This window comes from Tenacibaculum profundi (genome assembly GCF_052050075.1).
Taxonomy (GTDB): Bacteria; Bacteroidota; Bacteroidia; order Flavobacteriales; family Flavobacteriaceae; genus Polaribacter.
This window is the reverse complement of record NZ_CP197225.1, coordinates 3,331,465-3,350,595: the sequence shown is the minus strand read 5'-3', so window position 1 is coordinate 3,350,595 and position 19,131 is coordinate 3,331,465. Positions and strand designations below refer to the sequence as shown.

The following is a 19,131-nucleotide window of genomic DNA, read 5'->3' as shown; positions in this document are numbered from 1 at the left end:
TCAAATTGATTTATCATGTTTAAGAATTTCTTTCTTTCAGAATTAAAATATTCTCTCAAACAACCCATGGTTTACATCTTTTTGGGATTAATGGCTCTATTTACTTTTGGAGCAACCGCAAGCGATAATATTGTTATTGGTGGTGCTGTTGGGAACGTATACAAAAACGCTCCTCATATCATTACTATCTACACAACAATCATGACAATTTTTGGTCTACTAATAGCTACTGCATTTTACAACAATGCAGCTCTTCGAGATCACAAAAATCATTTTAATGAAATATTATTTAGTACACCTTTAAGTAAATCAGGTTATTTCTTCGGAAGGTTTTTCGGTGCTTTAGTATTATCCACTATCCCTATGTTAGGTGTTTTTTTGGGTGTTTTATTAGGTTCAACACTTGCGCCTGCTTTCGGATGGGTTGATGCAGATCGTTTTGGAAGTTTCTATTTAGAAACATTTGTAAACAATTACTTTATCTTCATTTTACCAAATATGTTCTTTGCTGGAACAATCATTTTTGCAATGGCAAATAAATGGAAAAGCACTGTTATTTCATTTGTTGGTTCGCTTATCATTATTATTGGATACATCATTTCTGGTACTTTAATCTCTGATATAGATAACGAAACTATTGGTGCATTAACTGATACTTTTGGAATTAGAGCATATTCTTTATATGCTAAATACTACACTCCTATAGAGAAAAACACATTAAGCCCAAGTTTTTCAGGGTTATTAATTTTAAATAGATTGATTTGGATTGTTACTGGGGTTGTTGTTCTACTGATTTCATATTTCAGCTTCTCATTTCAAGAGAAAAATAAAAAAATTAAAATTCAAAAAGAAAATAAAAAAGTATCCAATCAAATATTCACACTTCCTAAACTGAACCCTATTTACACAGGTAAAACAGAATGGACCCAGTTCAAAAGTTTCTTTTTGATTAATTTTTTGAGTATTGTAAAAAGTGTCACTTTCAAGATTCTGTTTCCTTTTAGTGCAATAATCTTAATAGCAAACTTAATCGGGGGATTTGAATATTATGGATTACAAGCTTATCCACTTACATACAAGCTAATTGATACAATTACTAATGCCTCTGGAATTTTTGTAATTATCATTTTGGTATTCTTCAGTGGAGAATTAATTTGGAGAGATAGAGAAAGTAAAATTAATGAAGTAATTGATGCTACTCCACACACATCATTAATATCATTATCAGCCAAAGCACTTTCATTAGTCAGTATTACCGTTGTTCTGCATGCATTTTTTATCATTTGTGGAGTTATTTATCAATTATTGAATGGATTTACCCGAATTGAATTGGATGTATATATACTTGATTTTGTATTTACAAGTTTAATAACTTATATCGTTTGGAGCGGAGTAATGATTATGATTCAAGTTTTACTAAATAACAAATACATAGGCTATTTCGCTTCTATCATGGTGGTATTTGTTTGGGAAATCATGCTTTCAATATTTGATGTTCAATCAAATATGCTTACAATTGGTGGAAGACCAGGATTAATATATTCTGACATGAATTCATTTGGCCCATCACTTACTGGAGTAATATGGTTCAACTTCTATTGGGTTTTATTTTCATTTATTTGCTTGTTAATTGCTGGTGCACTATGGAATAGGGGTGCTATTAGTTCTATAAAAGAAAGAATACAAATAGCTAAAAAACAAGTCCCAAAAAGCTATAGATTAATTATTGTAGGAACAATTTCTTGTTGGATTGCTGTAGCTGGTTTTATATTTTATAACACACAAGTTTTAAACGAATACAAGACCGCTGATGAACTTGAACAACTTTTCGCTAATTATGAAAAGACTTACAAAAAATTTGATAAAGTTACGCTTCCTAAAATTCATGATGTAAAATATACTATTGATTTGTTTCCTTACAAAAGAGATGTATTTGTAAATACTAAAATGACTTTAGTAAACGAATCAGAAAAAGTAATTGATTCTATTCACTACAATATTGATTCACGATGGGAACCAGAAATTTTAATTCCTAACGCGGAACTCATTTTAGATGATAAAGAATTTGACTATAGAATTTACAAATTATCAAAGCCAATGAATCCGGGTGATAGAATTAATATCGAAATAAACACTAAATATATTTCGAAAGGTTTTGAAAATGAAATTGGAAATACAGGAATTATAAAGAATGGAACATTCTTAAACAACTTTCAAATTTTACCTGCTTTAGGATATCAAGCTGGCAATGAACTAGGTGATAAAAACACGCGTAAAAAATATGATTTAAAACCAAAAGATAGAATGCCAGAACTAGAATCTAACTGTTCTGAACATTGTATGAAAAACTATCTAACAAATGGAACTTCCGATTTTATAAATGTAGAAACTATTATTTCTACAGCTGGAGATCAAATTGCTATTGCTCCTGGTACAAAATTAAAAGAATGGCAAGAAGATGGGAGAAACTACTATCATTACAAAGTAGACCATCCATCTCAAAACTTCTACTCATTTATGTCTGCCAAATACGAAGTGAAAACTCGAAAATGGCAAGGAGTGGACATTGAAGTTTATTACGATTCTAAACATCCTCAAAATGTTGAAATGATGTTAGATGCTGTAGAAAGATCTTTAGCTTATTACACTAAAAACTTTGGTCCGTACATGCATAAACAATGTAGAATCATAGAATTCCCACGTTATTCTAGTTTTGCTCAAGCATTTCCTGGTACAATGCCATATTCTGAAGCTATTGGGTTTGTTATTAATTTAGAAGATGAAGAGGGAAACAATGTTGTTGATGCTGTAATTGCACATGAAATGGCACATCAATGGTGGGCTCACCAAGTAGTTGGAGCAGAAATGCAAGGTGCAACAATGTTTAGTGAAAGCTTTGCTGAATACTCTTCTTTAATGACAATGAAGAGTATTTCTAAAACTCCAATGAAAATGCGTGAATTCTTAAAATATAATCATAATAGATATTTAAGAGGACGAAGTAGTGAATATGACAAAGAACTACCTCTTTACAAAGTTGAAAACCAAACACACATTCATTATGGAAAAGGAAGTGTGATTTTATATGCTTTACAAGATTACATTGGTGAGGACGAGGTAAATACGGCTATGAAAAACTTCTTAGAACAATTCAAATACAGAAAGCCTCCCTATCCTACTTCCTTGGACTTCATGAAACATTTAGAACCACAAGTTCCTGATTCTTTGAAATATTTGATAAATGATTGGTTTAAAGAAATCACTTTATATGATAACCGAATGAAAGAAGCTTCATATAAAAAATTAGATAATGGAAAATATCAAATTACGATGAGCATTGAGTCTAAAAAATTATTAGCAGATACAATCGGAAACGAAACTCCTATGAAATTAAATGATTGGATTGATGTGGGAGCTTTTGCCGATTCTGATGAGAAAAATTTAATTTTTCAAAAACGAGTAAAAGTGAACAAGCCTGAAATGAAATTCACTTTTATCATTGATTCTCTTCCTGCTAAATTAGCCATAGACCCTAAACATTTGCTAATTGATAGAGTTTATAGTGATAATATAAAGACTGTAAAAGAAACAATGCCTAACAAAGAATAAACACCATTAAAACAGGTGTTTATTCAGACGTTGGCAATAATTTAAGGTAAATATGAAAAAGGTATTATTACTATTAATCATTGCAATTTCAACAAATGTTTTTTCCCAAAGTAATAAGTTCTCTGATTTTCTTATTACAAAGAACAAAGATACAATCTTTGGTAATTTTAATTTTGCAGAATCAAAATTTTATGATTTTGACAAAAAGTCATATGTAATTGATTCAACAATAGTAAAATTGTATTATCAAGGATTAACTTATGAAAATTTAACTGTTTCTCCTACAAGTTTTAATTCTGTTGAAAATGATAGTTTAACGAGATTGAACGGTGAAGACTATTTTCCTTTTCTTATTCCAGTTTCAATTGATAAAACTCATCTTTTTTTCAATAAAATTGATAAGATATCTAGACAAGATTACGCTTTAAGTATAAATGGAGATACAATTAAAGGAGTTATTCGATCTCGTAATGATGTTGCTAAATTTAAATTTGTAAATAAAAAACTAAAAATAAAACCAAAATTTATTCATTTTTTTAGAAAAGACGGATTTGAATATTTTTATAAAAAGAAAAGAAAAATAACTCCTTTTGATAAAGGAAAAGCTTATCTTAAATTGATTTATAATGGAAATGTAAAATTATATGAATACAAAAGAATTATTAATCAACATAAATTATTTGGCGCCGTTGAAAAAGATTATTATTTAGAAATTAGCGATAATATATATTTAATTCCTAGATATAGATTTACCAAATTTCTTCTTAATAAATTCCCTGATAAAAAAGAAGTTATAGCTGGATTGAGCAGGTTAAATCTAGGGGTTAATAATATTTTTCAGACAATACGTTTTATCGATAATGAGCAATAGTAACTATTGCCAACAAAAGCTAAACGCATTAAAACGACAGTTTAGCTGAGATACGTTACCTGCAAGCTGAAAACCAACTTTACAAAAAGAGATTATGAAAATAAATATATAAATAATGGATAAAGTAAATTTATTAGTTGCAGTAATTACAATGTTCATTTCATTCATTCTGTCATTATTTTTGTTTACCGTCAAAACAGAGCATAAATTAAGTAATCGTCTTTTTGCTTTTTTTCTAATTTTAACTGCAATTGATGTTAGCGGAAGTTTATTCTCCTTATTATATGAAAATCCTTCAAATATTGGAATGTTTAGAAACTTATTTACCTTTTTACAACTTCCAACTTTTTATTTATATGTCCTATCTGTTTGCTATTCTGATTTTAACATGAAAACCAAACATTTAACCCATATAATTCCTTTTTTAATAGCAAACTTAATTTTATTACCTCGATTTTATTCAGTTAATCTCGATTCAAAAATTAGTTTTCTTGAAAAAAGTAGTAGTATGATAGAAATACAGTTTAATCATATATTCATTCATATTCAAATTGTATTTTATCTAATTCTTGCCATTACAACATTAAGAAAAATAAAAAAAGTATATCTCGAAAATTATGCAGGAGCAAGTATGGAATCTCTTAATTGGCTATTTCAATTTACATTGGCAATTTCAATTTTCTATTCTTTAGCTATTCTAAAAAATATTTTTAAATTTTCCACATATACAGAAGTTGCAGAATTGTTAAAAATTGGACTTTTTCTATTTGAATTGGTTATTATAAACTGGTATTTATTTAAAGCACTTAACAATCCTAATCTTTTTAGAACTATTGATTCAAAACTAAAACTCGTTAGAAAAATTATTTCAGAAGAAAAACAGAATGGGCAATTACATGAAAACAAATACAATAAGGATTTATTAAAATTAAAAAAATACATGGTTGAAGAAAAACCATTTCTTAAACATTCTTTGACAATTAAAGACATTTCTAATGCCATCGAAATTCCAACTAGAGAACTTTCTCTTCTTATTAATCATAAATTAAATCAGCATTTTTATGACTTTGTAAACAGCTATCGCATTAAGGAAGCTATGGAAATTTTAAAAGATAATTCAAAAAGTGAGTTGACAATTTTAGAAATTCTATATGAAGTAGGTTTCAATTCAAAATCTTCTTTTAATACAGCTTTTAAAAAACACACTAAAACTACACCTACAGCATATCGTAAAAAATTTTAAATCAATAATTTGCGATTATTCGTACTTGAACTTTAAAATACTCATACTTATTTTTTAAAGTAAATGCGTATGACTATTTTTATTCGGTCGCACAAGGATATTTACTTCGACATATTTGTATCGAAAATAATTTTTAACCCAAAACTCGATGCAATGAAAAATTCATTTAAAATTTTAACAGTACTTATTTTAATAACTAACTTTTCTTTTGGACAAAAAATTTCTCGAAAGATTGATTCATTAATAAAAAATTACTATCTAAACAATCCAGAGGTTGGAGTTAGTATTGGTTTTATAAACAATAATGAAGAATACTATACAGCCTATGGCAGATTGAATAAAGGTAGTAAAATAGCTATCAATAAAAATTCTATATTTGAAATTGCATCTATAACTAAAATTTTAACTTCAAATTTAATTGCGCAAGCAGTAATTGAAAATAAAATTAAAATAGATAATTATATAGATGACTATCTTCCAAAGGAATATGTATTAGCTAAAAACCTAAAATATAAAATCAAAATAATTGATTTAGCTTCACATCAATCAGGATTACCCGATTTAGATTTTAGAAAGTTAATAGAGTTAAATCCACAACAACCCGTGAGTAACGTTACTGAAAACACACTATCATCCCTTGTCAATAATTGTGATGAATTAATCGATTATGGTAAATACAGATACTCCACAGTTGGCTTTACATTACTTGGACAAATATTAGAAGAAGTTTATAATAAAAGTTATGATGAAATATTAAGAGAAAAAATAATAGACCCCTTACAAATGACAAATACCTTAACTAAAGATTTTGATATAAAAAACAGAACTAATGGTTACAATCCTATTCGTGGAATTCAGGAATTTATTAAATGGAATATAACAGCACCTGCTGGGATAGTAAAATCAAATGCTTCAGATATGATTACATTTTTAAAAGCTGTATTAAATAAAGAAAACCCAATATCAAAAGCTGCAATTTTAACTGAGCAAATATTTTATGAAGATGGAAATAGAAAAATGGGATTAGGTTTAAATATAATAACTGATGATAATAACACATTATTTTTAAAATCAGGCGACTCTATGGGGCAATCTTCCATTATTTGCTACAATAGAATTAAAAATTGGGGCATTATAATCTTCATAGATCAAAGGAACTCAAAAATGAGTCAGAAATTATTGAATGATATTTATGAAAAAATATTGAACTAATTTATTAAGAACTGAATAGAAAAGCCTACAGGTAACACCATGTAAAATTAATTGCTGAGTTTAGGTTACTTTAGGAAGTATTCTATAAAAACAGAATACAATAATTTTTAAATACATTTGAATAAAAAAATCGCAACTAATCATACACAAAACGTTATGTGCAATAAAAAATAAAAATAATGCTAAAACTTCCTAATACACATATTCTATTTCTATTAATAATTTTAGTGTCTTGTAATACAAATAAAAAAAACATAAAACAGTCGACTGAAAAACTAGAAAATCTAACAACAGAAGTACTTGATCTTATGAAAGAAAACAAACTATCAGGAATGAGTATTGCTGTAATTGATAACTACGAGATCATATGGAGTAAAGAGTATGGTTACAAAGAAAACGGATTAAAAAATGAAATTAATAAAAATACAGCCTATTCGACCGCTTCTATTACTAAAGCAATAACCGCAACAACTTGTTTGATTTTAGATGAAGCTAAAAAAATAGACATTGACCGCCCAATTAGATATTATTTAAAGAGATGGTCACTGCCAAAGTCTAAATATTTAGAAAAAACGGATTTAACAATTAGACACTTATTATCTCATACAGGTGGCACTTCGCATAGCGGATATGCCGATTTTTATGAAAATGATGCAATCCCTTCTTTGACGCAAATCCTAAATGGAGAGGGCCTTCCCAATTACGATAAAGGAATTGAAATACTTTTTGAGCCTGGAACAGACGTTTATTATAGTGGTGGTGGATATGTGATTATACAGATGGCTTTGGAAGATACTTTAAACAAACCTTTCAAAGATATTGTGAAAGAAACCATTTTTCAACCCTTAAAAATGAACCATACAACATTGATCCAGCCAAATGAGAGAGGTTTTTCGAAAAATGTAGCCAAAGTCCATAACATAGAACAACAAATCATTCGGACGGGATTACCTATTTGCCCTCAACTCGCACCATCTGGTACTTGGAGTACAGCAAAAGATTTAGCTTTATTTGCAATAGAAACACAAAAGGCATTAGGCGGACAAAAGACCAAAGTAATTAGTTCCGAAGTTGCAAAAGAATTAAGCACAATAGTTACCTATAAGTATGCAGGTGGTGGTGCATTAGGCTGGCAGCGTTCCTATGGATTTGGTAACTTAGACTGGTTGACAATAATGGGTCAAAATACAGGTGTAGGTGGTGAGATAAATATTTCAATGAAAGACGGTAAAGGAATCGTAATGTTGGCTAATGGAGAAACAAAAAACAGATTGCCAGTATTTGTTTTCTTGCGTTCAAAAGTAATAAATCAACTGAATTGGAGAGAAGATATTAAATTATCTATTATTCCCTTAGATGATACTTTCGAAAAAAATGTAGTAGGGAGTTATTTGGATTTTATGTACGGAAACTTTGAGGAAACAGTTTCCATTGAAAATGAAAATGGGGAACTCTATATTACGTCTCAAATTCTCAAGTTATTAACAGGAAAACCAAAAAATAAAATGTATCACTTAGGAGAATATGTTTTTAAAATTGAAAATTATCCTAATTTAATCACTTTTGAGAAATCAAATAATGAAATAAAAACTATAAAAATTCATCGTTTGAAAAATGAAAGAGAAGATAAGAAATGGAGAATTCCAATTGAGACTTTAAAAACAGTAAAAGTTAAATTAGTTGAAGCTTTCTCGACTTCAGATTTTACAGAAGCAAAGCAAACCTATAAAAAGATAAAAAATGATGAAACTGAATATGATTTCTCGAATAGCTTGTTAGAATTAGGTGTAATGTTTTACAAGAGAAATGATATTGAAAAAGCTATTGAAATTCTTGAATTTAATCATAATGAAAATCCAGAAAGTACAGATGCCATTTGGGTTTTAGCACAAGTAAATGAACGCATAGGAAATAAGAAAGAAACCTTAAAGTATTATCAACTACTTCTGCCAAAGTTACAAGACAAAAAAGATAAAAATGAAATTAAGATCAAAATTGAATCTTTGAAATAGAATCAAGATTTATTGATAAAAAAATTAAAATACATAACAAAGTGTAAAATAATAAGGTTTTATTGCCTAAAAAAAAGTTCAGTACTTTTTACAAAGTCCGCAAAATTTATAATTTTGCTAAGATTAACCGAATAATAAGCATTCCAAAACCCCTTACTATTCTTACAATTAACGTTGTAGCTAATTAAAATAATCTCTAAAATGGAACTCATACAACGTCCTATATTATTAGAATCTGAAAAGCTTGAGATTTTTGATTTATGGAACAACGAATATCCTGAAAGGTTGTCTTTTAATTCTATTAAAGAATTTGAGGTATACCTCAATGATCTGAATGAACAGAGGCATCTACTTTTAATTAATTCAGAACGTAAAGTTAAAGGTTGGTACTTTGACTTTAAGCGAGATAACGAAAAATGGTTTGCAATTATTTTGGACTCAAAGCTTCATGGAAAAGGATTTGGAACTAAACTACTTGAACTCGCTAAACAGCAAGAAAATGAATTAAATGGTTGGGTAATTGACCATAATAAAGACAAAAAGAAAAATGGTGAGTTATACAATTCACCTTTGAACTTTTATCTAAAAAATGGATTTAGAAAATTGACAGCAAATAGATTAGAATTAGAAAAAATTTCTGCTGTAAAAATAAGATGGGTGAATGAAACTAACTACAACATCACCTAAACTGCATTAAAACGTAACTTAGCCAAAACGTTAGCAGTAATATAAAAAAACATTATTCTAATAATTAAACATTTAAAAAAACTATTCTTTGGACTTTTATTTATTTCAACTTCGTTTTGTTCTTCACACAGCAGAAAAGAGCAATCGACACAATTATAATTAAAAAACTAATTCTTCAAACATTCAACGAAAAAGATGTAATTGGAGCTTCTATAATTATCGTGAAAAATGAAAAAGTATATTTCGAAAAAGGATTTAATTTGATTAAAAAGTCTGGTTCTAAAATGACACCAAAAACGGCATTTGGAATAGCATCGATGACAAAATATTTTACTGGTTTTACTATAATGTAGCTTTCAGAAAAAGGGCCAATTGATTTAGATGAAAAAGTAACCCTTTACTTACCAAGTTTCAAAACTTACAACGCAAATTATTCTAACCAAATAAAAATTAGAAATTTATTTTATCATTCAAGCGGGTTTTTCACAACTTGATGAAAACAAGTCTTGGAATTTAAAAGATATGAGCGAAAACGCTTTGGATAGGGTATTAGACTATGAAAATGTAAAGCTAAAAAAATAAACCAAACGAAAATCAACTATATTCTAATGCTAACTATCACATTTTAGTATTAATTATAGAAAAAGTATCAAAACAATCATTTGAAAAATATATCAAAGCTAATATTTTAGAACCACTGGAAATGAATAATACCTTTTTTTGGTTATCCAAATTCAACAAATGATACTATTGAAAATCCAAATAGATTAAGTTACAAGGTTAGATGTTTAAGGTGCAAACACTATAACAAATGCAGATGAAAAAGAAATAAATAGGTTTGAAAAATTTGATATTGTTTTAAATAATGCTGGTTACGCTTTAATGGGTACATTTAAATTTACAACAAAAGAAAACGTAGCAAGACAGCTTGATGTTACAAGAACAATATTACCTCATTTCAGGAAGAATATAAATGGAATATTCACTAACACATCTTCTATAGGATGTAAAACAACATTCCCTTTGTTGCAATCTTTTACGCTACAAAACACACTATTGAAGGTTTTTATGAATCATTACATTATGAATCAGAGCCTATTGGTGTAAAAGTAAAAATTATAGAGCCAAGAGGAATTAATACCGATTTTAGTGGTCGTGGACTGGATTTTCGTCACAATGAAAACTTAAGTGAATACTATGAATTTGTATTCAAAGTAATGAATATATTTAATGAAAGAATAGAAGAAGATTCAATTGGTACTCCAGAACAAGTAATTTATGTAATTTTTAAAACTGTAACGGACAATACCGACACACTAAGATATGGAGCTGGGGAAAATGCTGAACAATTCTTTTAATAGTAAGAAAAATGCTAAGCGATTCAGAGTTTATTGACTTGATAAAATCTAATTTTAATATTCAGAATTAAAATAAAGCGCATATGTTTATAAAACAATAGAATACTTAATCTTTTTTAAAAATAGAAAAGCATTGTAAAATAAAAATTACAACTAAATATATCGATTTTTAGATTGGATATTCTTCAAAAAAGATAAATTTATTTAATACAAATCAGAGATATTTTAAAGGTTTTAAATACGATAGTTTACTATCAGATTAACTTATAACACAATGATTTTTCAAAAAAATTAAACAATTTTTAGAATCTAATGAAACTCAGCAAATAAGTATCCTTTTATGAGTAGTAAAAGATAACGAAGTTTGAACAATTGATTTTCATCGGAATAAAGAAAGAATAGTTCAAAAAAGTACTTTATTAAACCTATTTCGTTCTACGATCCAATTCGCTTCATATAGTTTTTCAAAAAACCATATAATTTTATTCTCAAATAAAATCACATGAATATTTTATTTCAATTGTTACCCCATAATAACAATACAATAAATTAATTATCAAATCAATTAAAAAGGATATTTATGTAATTGACTCGTCCAAAACGACAGTTTAAAAGAATTACCAATTTATTTAGTCTTTTCTATAAGTACCTTTAAAGACAAATAACATATTCGTTAATAACAAAAAAAATATTATGTCAGTTGAAAACGCAACAAAAAATTTTGAAGAAAACAAAGCAAAGTATGAAAGTGAATACTCAGATGATAACTTTTGGAATAAAATAAAAGATGTTTTTCAAAGAGCTGGAATTAAAGTTATTTATCAAAGTTTAAAACTTTACTATGCTTACAAAAGAGAAGAAACTCCAATAATGGCAAAAACTACTATCATTGGAGCACTTGGCTATTTTATAGCTCCAATCGATGTTATTCTTGATGTAACACCTGTGGTTGGTTATTCTGATGATTTAGCTGTATTAGCAACAGCATTAGTTGTTGTTGCAGTTCATATTGATGCTAACGTAAAAAAGAATGCGGAAAACAAACTTAGCGAGTGGTTTGGTGACTACGATAAAAAAGAGCTACAATAAGGTATTTAAAGGTTCTAAAATTTAAATTTTAGAACCTTTAAATTATAAGCTTTTAGTTACTAGCAACTTAAATTTTATTATTAATAAACAGTCAAATTCACTTTCTACAAAACTACTCGCTCATATTAATTAATCAAGTGTTTTAAAATTTTATAAGTCTTTAAACCTGTAAACAAACTACTTATATATGTTTTCTATTCTACCTCAACTCAAAGAAACACCTCCTTTCATTTATTTTTTGACTACCTTTAAAAGTATATAACAGTTTCAATTATTTGTTATTTTCTTCCCAGATTCTTTAATTAATTCATCAATATACCATCCAATGAAATCTAAAAGGACTTCGTTCAAGTGTGTGCCAAAAAGAATACTCATACCTTCATTGTCTCTCTCAACCAAATTGAAGTTAAAAATATTGTAGCTATTTAGTTTATTAAACGTTAAAATTATAATCAAAAAAAAAGGAAGTTTTATATAAATCTAAAACCTATGAAGGAATATGGACTTATGGAAATCCGTTAATAGGTTTATTTATTACAAAATCAAAAAAATAATATAAGAATCGTTTTATTCCAAAAACAAAAAGATGAACTAACTGATGAAATATGTTGGGATAAATACTACTACTTACCTTTTTAAAAATATCTACGGATACTTTTAAGACCGTTTTTTTCGATAAACACAACTCCCAAAAATCACATAATATTGAAAAAAGTAAAAAGGACTAGATAAACAGTAATTAATACACAATTAAATAAATTCTTCTGTTTAATTTCAAAAAAAAATATAATAATTATGAATAAATCAATCAATTTCAAGAATTACTTCGCTTTAATTTTAGCAATAGCTATGCTATTTACAACTTGTAGAGATGATAATACTGACCCCTGCACAACCAATACTTCAATGGAAAAAAGCACAGGATTCGTAACAAAAATTAAAGAAAATCATTTTAGTATATATTCAGAGATAATTATTGATGCTTCTCCTGAAGCGGTATGGAGTGTTTTAACAGACTGGAATCACATGCCCAACTGGAGCTCCTCTTTACAAGGTATTTCAGGAGATATCACTAATGGAGGAAAAATACAAGCTACTTTTTTAAATGAAAATGAAACAATTGATTTTCCTCATGTATTAATTTTAGTAGAGGGAGAGCGATTTGGATGGTCTGATCAAACATCGCCTCCTTTTGATGGATTTATTGATAATCATCAATACATAGTAGAAAAAATATCTGATTGCCAAACAAGATTTATTCAGTCTGATGAATATAATGGTGAAGGAAATGACATATTTACTGCAGAGAGCGCTGCTAATTTTAGTTTACCCTTATTTATAACTTTTAATACTGAACTAAAACAAGAAGTTGAGAGCATTGAATAAAGAAAGATAAACTACGAAAAATTTAAATACATTATTTTTCGTAGTTTATTTTTCATATATAATTTTAATAAAAAATTAAACTTTATGATAATTTCAATATTCTATAATATCTTGGTAGGATAGGTTTGTAATAAAAAAACAAATAAAGTAATATTTGAGAAAAGAAAAACATTAATATGACCGAACAGAAGACTTTAATTTTAATTTAAAAATATACAAATTATAAAAACTAGTATTTGATTTATTTTTTCGAAATTGAAGCTATCCAATACGTAAAGTAATTACATTATTATATAAATCGACTAAAAATGATAATCAATTTAAAAGTACTGAATGTTAATGTGATCCTATCTTCTTTTATACCTTCGTTTTAAAAAACCTCGTCTTTTACGTAAAATAAATTTTATTCCTAAACCTGCTGCTGTAAGGCTTACCGTTGTACCTCCTAATAAAAGTAGTATCATAACAATATCCCATAGTGGACGATTATTGATAAGAAAATGAAAATCCAAGCTATGTAATCCGTGATACAACCAACGCTCAAGTTTGTTCTTAATATCACTTCTCAACAACATTTTTCCATTTGCTGGATCAACATAATATACAATATCATTTTTAGTAGACACCTTATATACAGGTAATTTTTTATTATTGTGTCTGTCATAATAATAATTATCATAGTCTTTAATTTGTTCTATATTATATACGAAATCAACGGTATCTAAATAATTAACTTGTTCTGACAAATCAGCTTCCGAAAGTCTATATGATAAATTACTAAGACAAATAGAACTTGTTAAATTCGTCTGAAATTGAATGGAGAATAACTTCCCTGAAAAAGAAGAAAAATGAGCTTCTTTTACCGATTTAGACATAATAGAGTGCTTAAAATTAGTCCATTCTTCATCGGTTATGTTCTTCAAATAATCAGACCTCCCGTGCCATAATTTTGATCCCTTTGCTGATAATATAGCACCTTGAGACCAATTGAATGGAGACATACTCATAAACCCACTAAAAATCCAAGTACAAATAAATAACCCAAAAACTAAACCTGTGTAATAATGTACATTATACCATTTATTTTTATAACGTTTAAACCTTGCCTTAGGTTTCTTTCTATACCGTGCAACCCCAGTGATAATGCCACTTAATGACATAATGAAGCCAAGTAAAGATAACCAAATACAAAGTTGGCTCCATAATGTTTTACACGAACGAATTTCTTTGAGATATAGCCAATGAGGAATAGGTCCCAACCATGCCCATAAACGATCAGTATATGAAGTTTGGCTTAATACTTCTCCTGTTTGTGAAGAAATATGAACAAAAGTATTTAGATGATCCTTAAATTTTACTTTGTACACAGGAAGATGTTTCAAATATCTAGGACGAGGAATCCACTGATCAACCTTATTAAGAACTGTTGCTATAGCATTTGAATTGATTCCTGTAAAGTTTCTGGCAATTTTTATTGCCAAAGGTTTGTTTATTTTTATGCCTTTTTTGTTATGAGCAAAACGTGAAACCAATTTGCCTTCATTCGTAACTAAATGATAAACCGTTTTTCCTAAAATAGTATTCACTCTCAGAGAGTTGTTACTTTCTTGTTGATACTCTTCAAAAACTATAGAAGGATGAACTAAAGAACTCTCTTCTAAACTTACAACCTGATTATGTTCTATTCTTTTTTTTTGAGAAAGAAAAGGAAAACTTTTATACATCATTACAAAGCCAGACAAAAACCAGATTAAAAACATTATGAAAAAAAATGTTCCTAAATAATGATGTAACTTATATATATCCTTCAATTTCATTAGAATTGATAGCCTAATGACAATTTAAAATTACGCCCCATTCCTGGGAAAAATTGATTTCCATAAATAGCATCAGTAAAATATAATTGATTCGTTATGTTATTAAGATTGAATGCAATTCTGATGCCTACTTTCGTTTTATAAAATATCGTAGCATCCCAGTTATAATAGGAAGGTAACTCAAAACTATTAGCTGAGTCTGTATAATTAGATCCCGTATAATTAACTCCTGAACCACACCCTAATCCTTTCAAACTTTTATTCTGAAAACCATAGCTAATCCAAAGGTTTGCTATGTGTTCCGGTGAGAATCTAAGCTTATTACCTGCTCTAGTTACTTGTAAAGCTATTTTATCAAATGCTCTTACTTTAGCATCAACATATGCGTACCCTCCTTTTATATTTAGTCCTTGAGTAGCTATATATTGTAAATCTACTTCGATACCTCTTGAGTCTGCTTCTCCAATTTGATCAAACTCATCCATTGCATTCCGCTCTACAATATTGTTTTTAACCAAATAAAACCCAGAGATTGAAGCTGAAATTAAAGTAGGCTTTTCCCATTTAATACCTAACTCTGCCTGAAATCCCTTTTCAGGATCAAAAATCGCTCCGTTTGGCGCAATAGTTCTTGAAGGTTTAAAATAATTAGAATAAGAGGTAAATAAACTAATATATTTGATAGGTTGATAGACTGCTCCTAACCGGTAAGTTAAAACTGTAGAAGGAATACTCGTTTGTTCGCCTGATTTTAAAATAGTTCTATCAGGGTTTAGCTGATCTACGTAATATGTTCCAGAAAATATATCGTATCTTAAACCTACTAGTGCCTTTAATTGATCTGAAAATTTCATCCAATTTTGAAAATAGACAGCATTCACTAATTCCTCTCTTACGTTAACCTTTTTATCTATTGGTTCAATATTACCTTGATTAAGAATTGGATTTTGAATAGCAATCGAAGTAAAAGTACCTGAACCGATTACATCTCCACGAAAAGACTTACGTTTAAGAAGACTAAAACTGTATCCAAACAACGATTTATGCTTAATAGTACCAGTACTAAAATTGTAATTTAAATCAAGCTGATTTTGAAGCGTAAAAGTTTTATGATTAAAATAAAAAGGGAATGACCTAGTAAGAGTATCTCGGGTTTTATTAAGCTCCAAAAATTCTGTTGAAAGATAATCTATATTGTCATCAGACAAAGAAAAATGATTACTAAAGCTTAGCTTTTCATTTACATGATGGGTATATTTTAATTGTGTATCAATTCTTTTGTGTTTTAAATAATCTTGAGGGTCATTATAACGCGTTTCTGGATTCATCCCCTCTATAAGAGAACCATCATCATCTACTGGAATACCAGTATCCGTATCATATTGATCATTGTTAGCTTGCAGATAAATCTCTATTCTATCATTTTTTGTAAGCTGGTAATCAAACATCAAAGAGCCATTGTTTGTTACTACACCGAAAGCTCTCCATCCACTACTTCTTGTAATGCCAAAATCAGTACGATAATGGAGGTTTTTAGAAATAGGACCACCAATTCCTAAAGACATTTTATAAGTATCAAATGAACCATATGTAACATTGAAATTTCCTGTTTGAAAATAGGTCGGTTTTTTACGAATAATATTAATGACTCCTCCCAAAGCTGAGTGTCCTAACAATACACTAGCAGGCCCTTTTAAGACCTCGATACGTTCAACATTTGCTAAATTAGTTGATGGGGCACTCGTAGAAAGATTGTGACGCTCGTCTCTAACACCATCAACAAGTAATACAAAGTTGTTAAATCCTCTAATTCGGAAAGTTTGAAACCCTCCATATCTATTAATAGGACGCACTCCTGTAGCACTTTTTAAAGCATCCCCCAAATCTGTTGGATTACGTTCTTCCATTATTCCAGCAGAAATAGCATTGGTTATTAAAGGAAGATCAATGTCCTTCACGGAAAGTTTATTAATCGTTGAAATCTTTTTTCTATGAGCAGTTATAGCTACTTCATTTAGTCTGGTTTCATTGGGTTGTAGATAAATTAATTTTGGAATATCCTTAAGTATGAAAATTCTCTTCATATAATTTATATGTGTAATTATAATTGTGTCTTTGGGACTCCCAATAATCTGGAAACCTCCATGAGTATTAGATGTAGTACCTCTATTTATAGTTTTATTTAAAATACTTGCATTAGTGATCGTATTGTTTGTTTTAGCGTCTACAAGTGAAATTTCTTTGCTTTTTTGGGCGCAAATAAAAAAATGACTAATCAATAATAAAGTGAAAATGATCCTGAACTTCATAACTTTTAGAGAAAATGATTATATAATTATATCCAGTTGAATAATTTGTTACACATACACTTTAATACTCATTTTGAAGGCATACAAACCTATTTTGCTTTCTACTCCGATTATGAATCTGTAAAAATAACTGAGTTGCAAATATGCAAAAAATATATTAATGCAACATAGTTGCATTAATATATTTTTTTAAAAGCTACTTTTAAAAAAATAAAAATCTTGATTTTCAATATTTAATGAGTATTAATAAAATCGAATCAGAAAGAACAAGATCTCATCATTCCTCCTATTTGGATTTAAAATATGGAAAGAATATCTTACAATCTATGGATATATTACCGCCCAATACAAAAACTCTTCGGTATTATTTTTTTTCATGGAGCCTATTGGAAAACTTTGGATAAAAAGTTATTATTTTGTAACAGAATCCTTTTTTAAGGACAACATAACAACTTATGCTCTTAATTATCGACTTATCCAAGCTGTAACGATGAAAACTATTTTAGATGATATCATAATGACCACCCGATGAATACACGAAAATGCATCTAAATATAACGGTAGTTCAAAAAAACATATACTATGTGGATATTCGGCAGGAGGTCATCTTACCTTTATAACCTACTTAATGAATAAAAGCTTAAGCTCAAATATTCTTTCTATTTTAGTCTAAGCGGGATATTTAATTTAACACCAATAAAAAATAGCTATCTAAATAAAATGCAAGAATTAAAAGACAGTGAAGTACAAGTACATGGTTTTAGTATTTCAAATAAAGATCTCTCCGTTATAAAATATCCAGTACTGTTAGGTTTAAGTTCTAATAAAAATTTTTTTTTATTGGTGAATCTCAAGAATTATACCTCAACAACAAACCATCGGTCCCAATAATGCATTATAAAAATAATAAATTGAATAACAATTAAATATATTTCAAATTAGAACAAAGAAACAACCCATTGACACAATTTATTATTAATAATAATGATTCAAAAGCAAAAAAAAGGTTTTATGAAAATCTAATAAATATTTTATAATATCTAGCTAAAAAAAAGAATGGCGATAACGCTTCAAATGTTAATAAAAGATAAATATGGTTAAAAAAAAATTTTAGATCTAATGAAAAAATACTCTAATAATAAAAGCTATAATTTGAAATGTTGGTTCGAAATTGAAGCCAGTTACTCCTCAAAACATCGTTATTATCACAATCTTAAACACATCGAAAAAATGTTATTTGAATTAGATAAAGTTAAATCTAAAATAGTAGATCTTGACAGCTTATTATTTTCAATTTATTATCATGACATTATATACGAGCCAACTCAAAGTGATAATGAATTACAAAGTGTATTGACCTTTGAAAAGAGAATCTAATACATCTTTTATTAATTTGAATAATGTAAAATTCAAATTGAAGCTACAAAAGAACATAATTTTTCAAACAACTATGATACAAATATTTTATTAGATTTGGACTTAATAATTTAGGGCAAAGTCAAAAAGAATATTTGAAATATACTAGAAATATTAGGAAA

The 19,131-nt window shown here is 28.2% G+C and carries 15 protein-coding genes and 1 pseudogene; 13 read left to right on the top strand and 3 right to left on the bottom strand.

Going from position 1 to position 19,131, the window contains the following annotated elements; translation table 11 throughout:
* Positions 1-15 precede the first annotated feature (15 nt).
* The 11 genes and pseudogenes from ACSIGE_RS13540 to ACSIGE_RS13490 all read left to right on the top strand — a co-directional run bounded on the left by ACSIGE_RS13540 (position 16) and on the right by ACSIGE_RS13490 (position 12,081).
* A complete protein-coding gene (locus ACSIGE_RS13540) occupies positions 16-3,609 on the top strand; it encodes an ABC transporter permease/M1 family aminopeptidase (protein WP_440880408.1) in 3,594 nt (1,197 codons plus the stop codon).
* Between the two features lie 52 nt (positions 3,610-3,661).
* Positions 3,662-4,480: a hypothetical protein gene (locus ACSIGE_RS13535; RefSeq protein WP_440880407.1), complete on the top strand. Its 819-nt coding sequence runs from the start codon at positions 3,662-3,664 to the stop codon at positions 4,478-4,480.
* A 115-nt stretch (positions 4,481-4,595) separates the two neighbouring features.
* Positions 4,596-5,723 (top strand): helix-turn-helix domain-containing protein, encoded by a 1,128-nt coding sequence (locus ACSIGE_RS13530; RefSeq protein WP_440880406.1) that lies wholly within the window; start codon positions 4,596-4,598, stop codon positions 5,721-5,723.
* 153 nt (positions 5,724-5,876) lie between these two features.
* Positions 5,877-6,935: a serine hydrolase domain-containing protein gene (locus ACSIGE_RS13525; protein ID WP_440880405.1), complete on the top strand. Its 1,059-nt coding sequence runs from the start codon at positions 5,877-5,879 to the stop codon at positions 6,933-6,935.
* Between the two features lie 179 nt (positions 6,936-7,114).
* A complete protein-coding gene (locus ACSIGE_RS13520; RefSeq protein ID WP_440880404.1) occupies positions 7,115-8,947 on the top strand; it encodes a serine hydrolase in 1,833 nt (610 codons plus the stop codon).
* A 201-nt stretch (positions 8,948-9,148) separates the two neighbouring features.
* Positions 9,149-9,634 (top strand): GNAT family N-acetyltransferase, encoded by a 486-nt coding sequence (locus tag ACSIGE_RS13515; protein ID WP_440880403.1) that lies wholly within the window; start codon positions 9,149-9,151, stop codon positions 9,632-9,634.
* 116 nt (positions 9,635-9,750) lie between these two features.
* A complete protein-coding gene (locus ACSIGE_RS13510; protein WP_440880402.1) occupies positions 9,751-9,987 on the top strand; it encodes a serine hydrolase in 237 nt (78 codons plus the stop codon).
* 236 nt (positions 9,988-10,223) lie between these two features.
* A pseudogene (locus tag ACSIGE_RS13505) lies at positions 10,224-10,379 on the top strand (serine hydrolase); the annotation flags it as partial.
* Positions 10,380-10,516: 137 nt separating this feature from the next.
* On the top strand, positions 10,517-10,741 hold the full coding sequence (locus ACSIGE_RS13500) for a hypothetical protein (protein ID WP_440880401.1): 225 nt from the start codon (positions 10,517-10,519) through the stop codon (positions 10,739-10,741).
* A gap of 110 nt (positions 10,742-10,851) precedes the next feature.
* Positions 10,852-10,992, top strand: coding sequence for a hypothetical protein (locus ACSIGE_RS13495; protein ID WP_440880400.1), 141 nt, complete (start codon positions 10,852-10,854; stop codon positions 10,990-10,992).
* A 693-nt stretch (positions 10,993-11,685) separates the two neighbouring features.
* Entirely contained in the window at positions 11,686-12,081 is a 396-nt protein-coding gene (locus ACSIGE_RS13490) for a YkvA family protein (RefSeq protein ID WP_440880399.1), read from the top strand.
* A gap of 267 nt (positions 12,082-12,348) precedes the next feature.
* On the opposite strand, the gene ACSIGE_RS13485 is transcribed toward ACSIGE_RS13490, so the two are convergent.
* Positions 12,349-12,537 (bottom strand): hypothetical protein, encoded by a 189-nt coding sequence (locus ACSIGE_RS13485; protein WP_440880398.1) that lies wholly within the window; start codon positions 12,535-12,537, stop codon positions 12,349-12,351.
* Positions 12,538-12,876: 339 nt separating this feature from the next.
* On the opposite strand from ACSIGE_RS13485, the gene ACSIGE_RS13480 reads away from it, so the two are divergent.
* Entirely contained in the window at positions 12,877-13,467 is a 591-nt protein-coding gene (locus ACSIGE_RS13480; protein ID WP_440880397.1) for an SRPBCC family protein, read from the top strand.
* A 347-nt stretch (positions 13,468-13,814) separates the two neighbouring features.
* Here ACSIGE_RS13480 and ACSIGE_RS13475 read toward each other — a convergent pair whose 3' ends face one another.
* The gene (locus ACSIGE_RS13475) at positions 13,815-15,284 is read right to left on the bottom strand and encodes a PepSY domain-containing protein (RefSeq protein WP_440880396.1); all 1,470 of its coding nucleotides are present in this window, start codon (positions 15,282-15,284) and stop codon (positions 13,815-13,817) included.
* The gene (locus tag ACSIGE_RS13470; RefSeq protein ID WP_440880395.1) at positions 15,284-17,593 is read right to left on the bottom strand and encodes a TonB-dependent siderophore receptor; all 2,310 of its coding nucleotides are present in this window, start codon (positions 17,591-17,593) and stop codon (positions 15,284-15,286) included. The genes ACSIGE_RS13475 and ACSIGE_RS13470 overlap by 1 nt, the downstream gene beginning before the upstream one ends.
* Before the next feature lie 1,119 nt (positions 17,594-18,712).
* Between ACSIGE_RS13470 and ACSIGE_RS13465 the strand changes: the two genes are divergently transcribed.
* Positions 18,713-18,970, top strand: a complete 258-nt coding sequence (locus ACSIGE_RS13465; RefSeq protein WP_440880394.1) for a hypothetical protein — start codon at positions 18,713-18,715, stop codon at positions 18,968-18,970.
* The last annotated feature ends 161 nt before the right edge of the window (positions 18,971-19,131 follow it).

Coding starts and splice junctions, on each gene's coding strand:
- ACSIGE_RS13490 (WP_440880399.1), top strand. CDS start 11,686: ATGTCAGTTGAAAACGCAACAAAAAATTTTGAAGAAAACAAAGCAAAG.
- ACSIGE_RS13465 (WP_440880394.1), top strand. CDS start 18,713: ATGAAAAAATACTCTAATAATAAAAGCTATAATTTGAAATGTTGGTTC.
- ACSIGE_RS13475 (WP_440880396.1), bottom strand. CDS start 15,284: ATGAAATTGAAGGATATATATAAGTTACATCATTATTTAGGAACATTT.
- ACSIGE_RS13500 (WP_440880401.1), top strand. CDS start 10,517: ATGGGTACATTTAAATTTACAACAAAAGAAAACGTAGCAAGACAGCTT.
- ACSIGE_RS13520 (WP_440880404.1), top strand. CDS start 7,115: ATGCTAAAACTTCCTAATACACATATTCTATTTCTATTAATAATTTTA.
- ACSIGE_RS13530 (WP_440880406.1), top strand. CDS start 4,596: ATGGATAAAGTAAATTTATTAGTTGCAGTAATTACAATGTTCATTTCA.
- ACSIGE_RS13515 (WP_440880403.1), top strand. CDS start 9,149: ATGGAACTCATACAACGTCCTATATTATTAGAATCTGAAAAGCTTGAG.
- ACSIGE_RS13480 (WP_440880397.1), top strand. CDS start 12,877: ATGAATAAATCAATCAATTTCAAGAATTACTTCGCTTTAATTTTAGCA.
- ACSIGE_RS13535 (WP_440880407.1), top strand. CDS start 3,662: ATGAAAAAGGTATTATTACTATTAATCATTGCAATTTCAACAAATGTT.
- ACSIGE_RS13525 (WP_440880405.1), top strand. CDS start 5,877: ATGAAAAATTCATTTAAAATTTTAACAGTACTTATTTTAATAACTAAC.
- ACSIGE_RS13470 (WP_440880395.1), bottom strand. CDS start 17,593: ATGAAGTTCAGGATCATTTTCACTTTATTATTGATTAGTCATTTTTTT.
- ACSIGE_RS13495 (WP_440880400.1), top strand. CDS start 10,852: ATGAATATATTTAATGAAAGAATAGAAGAAGATTCAATTGGTACTCCA.
- ACSIGE_RS13540 (WP_440880408.1), top strand. CDS start 16: ATGTTTAAGAATTTCTTTCTTTCAGAATTAAAATATTCTCTCAAACAA.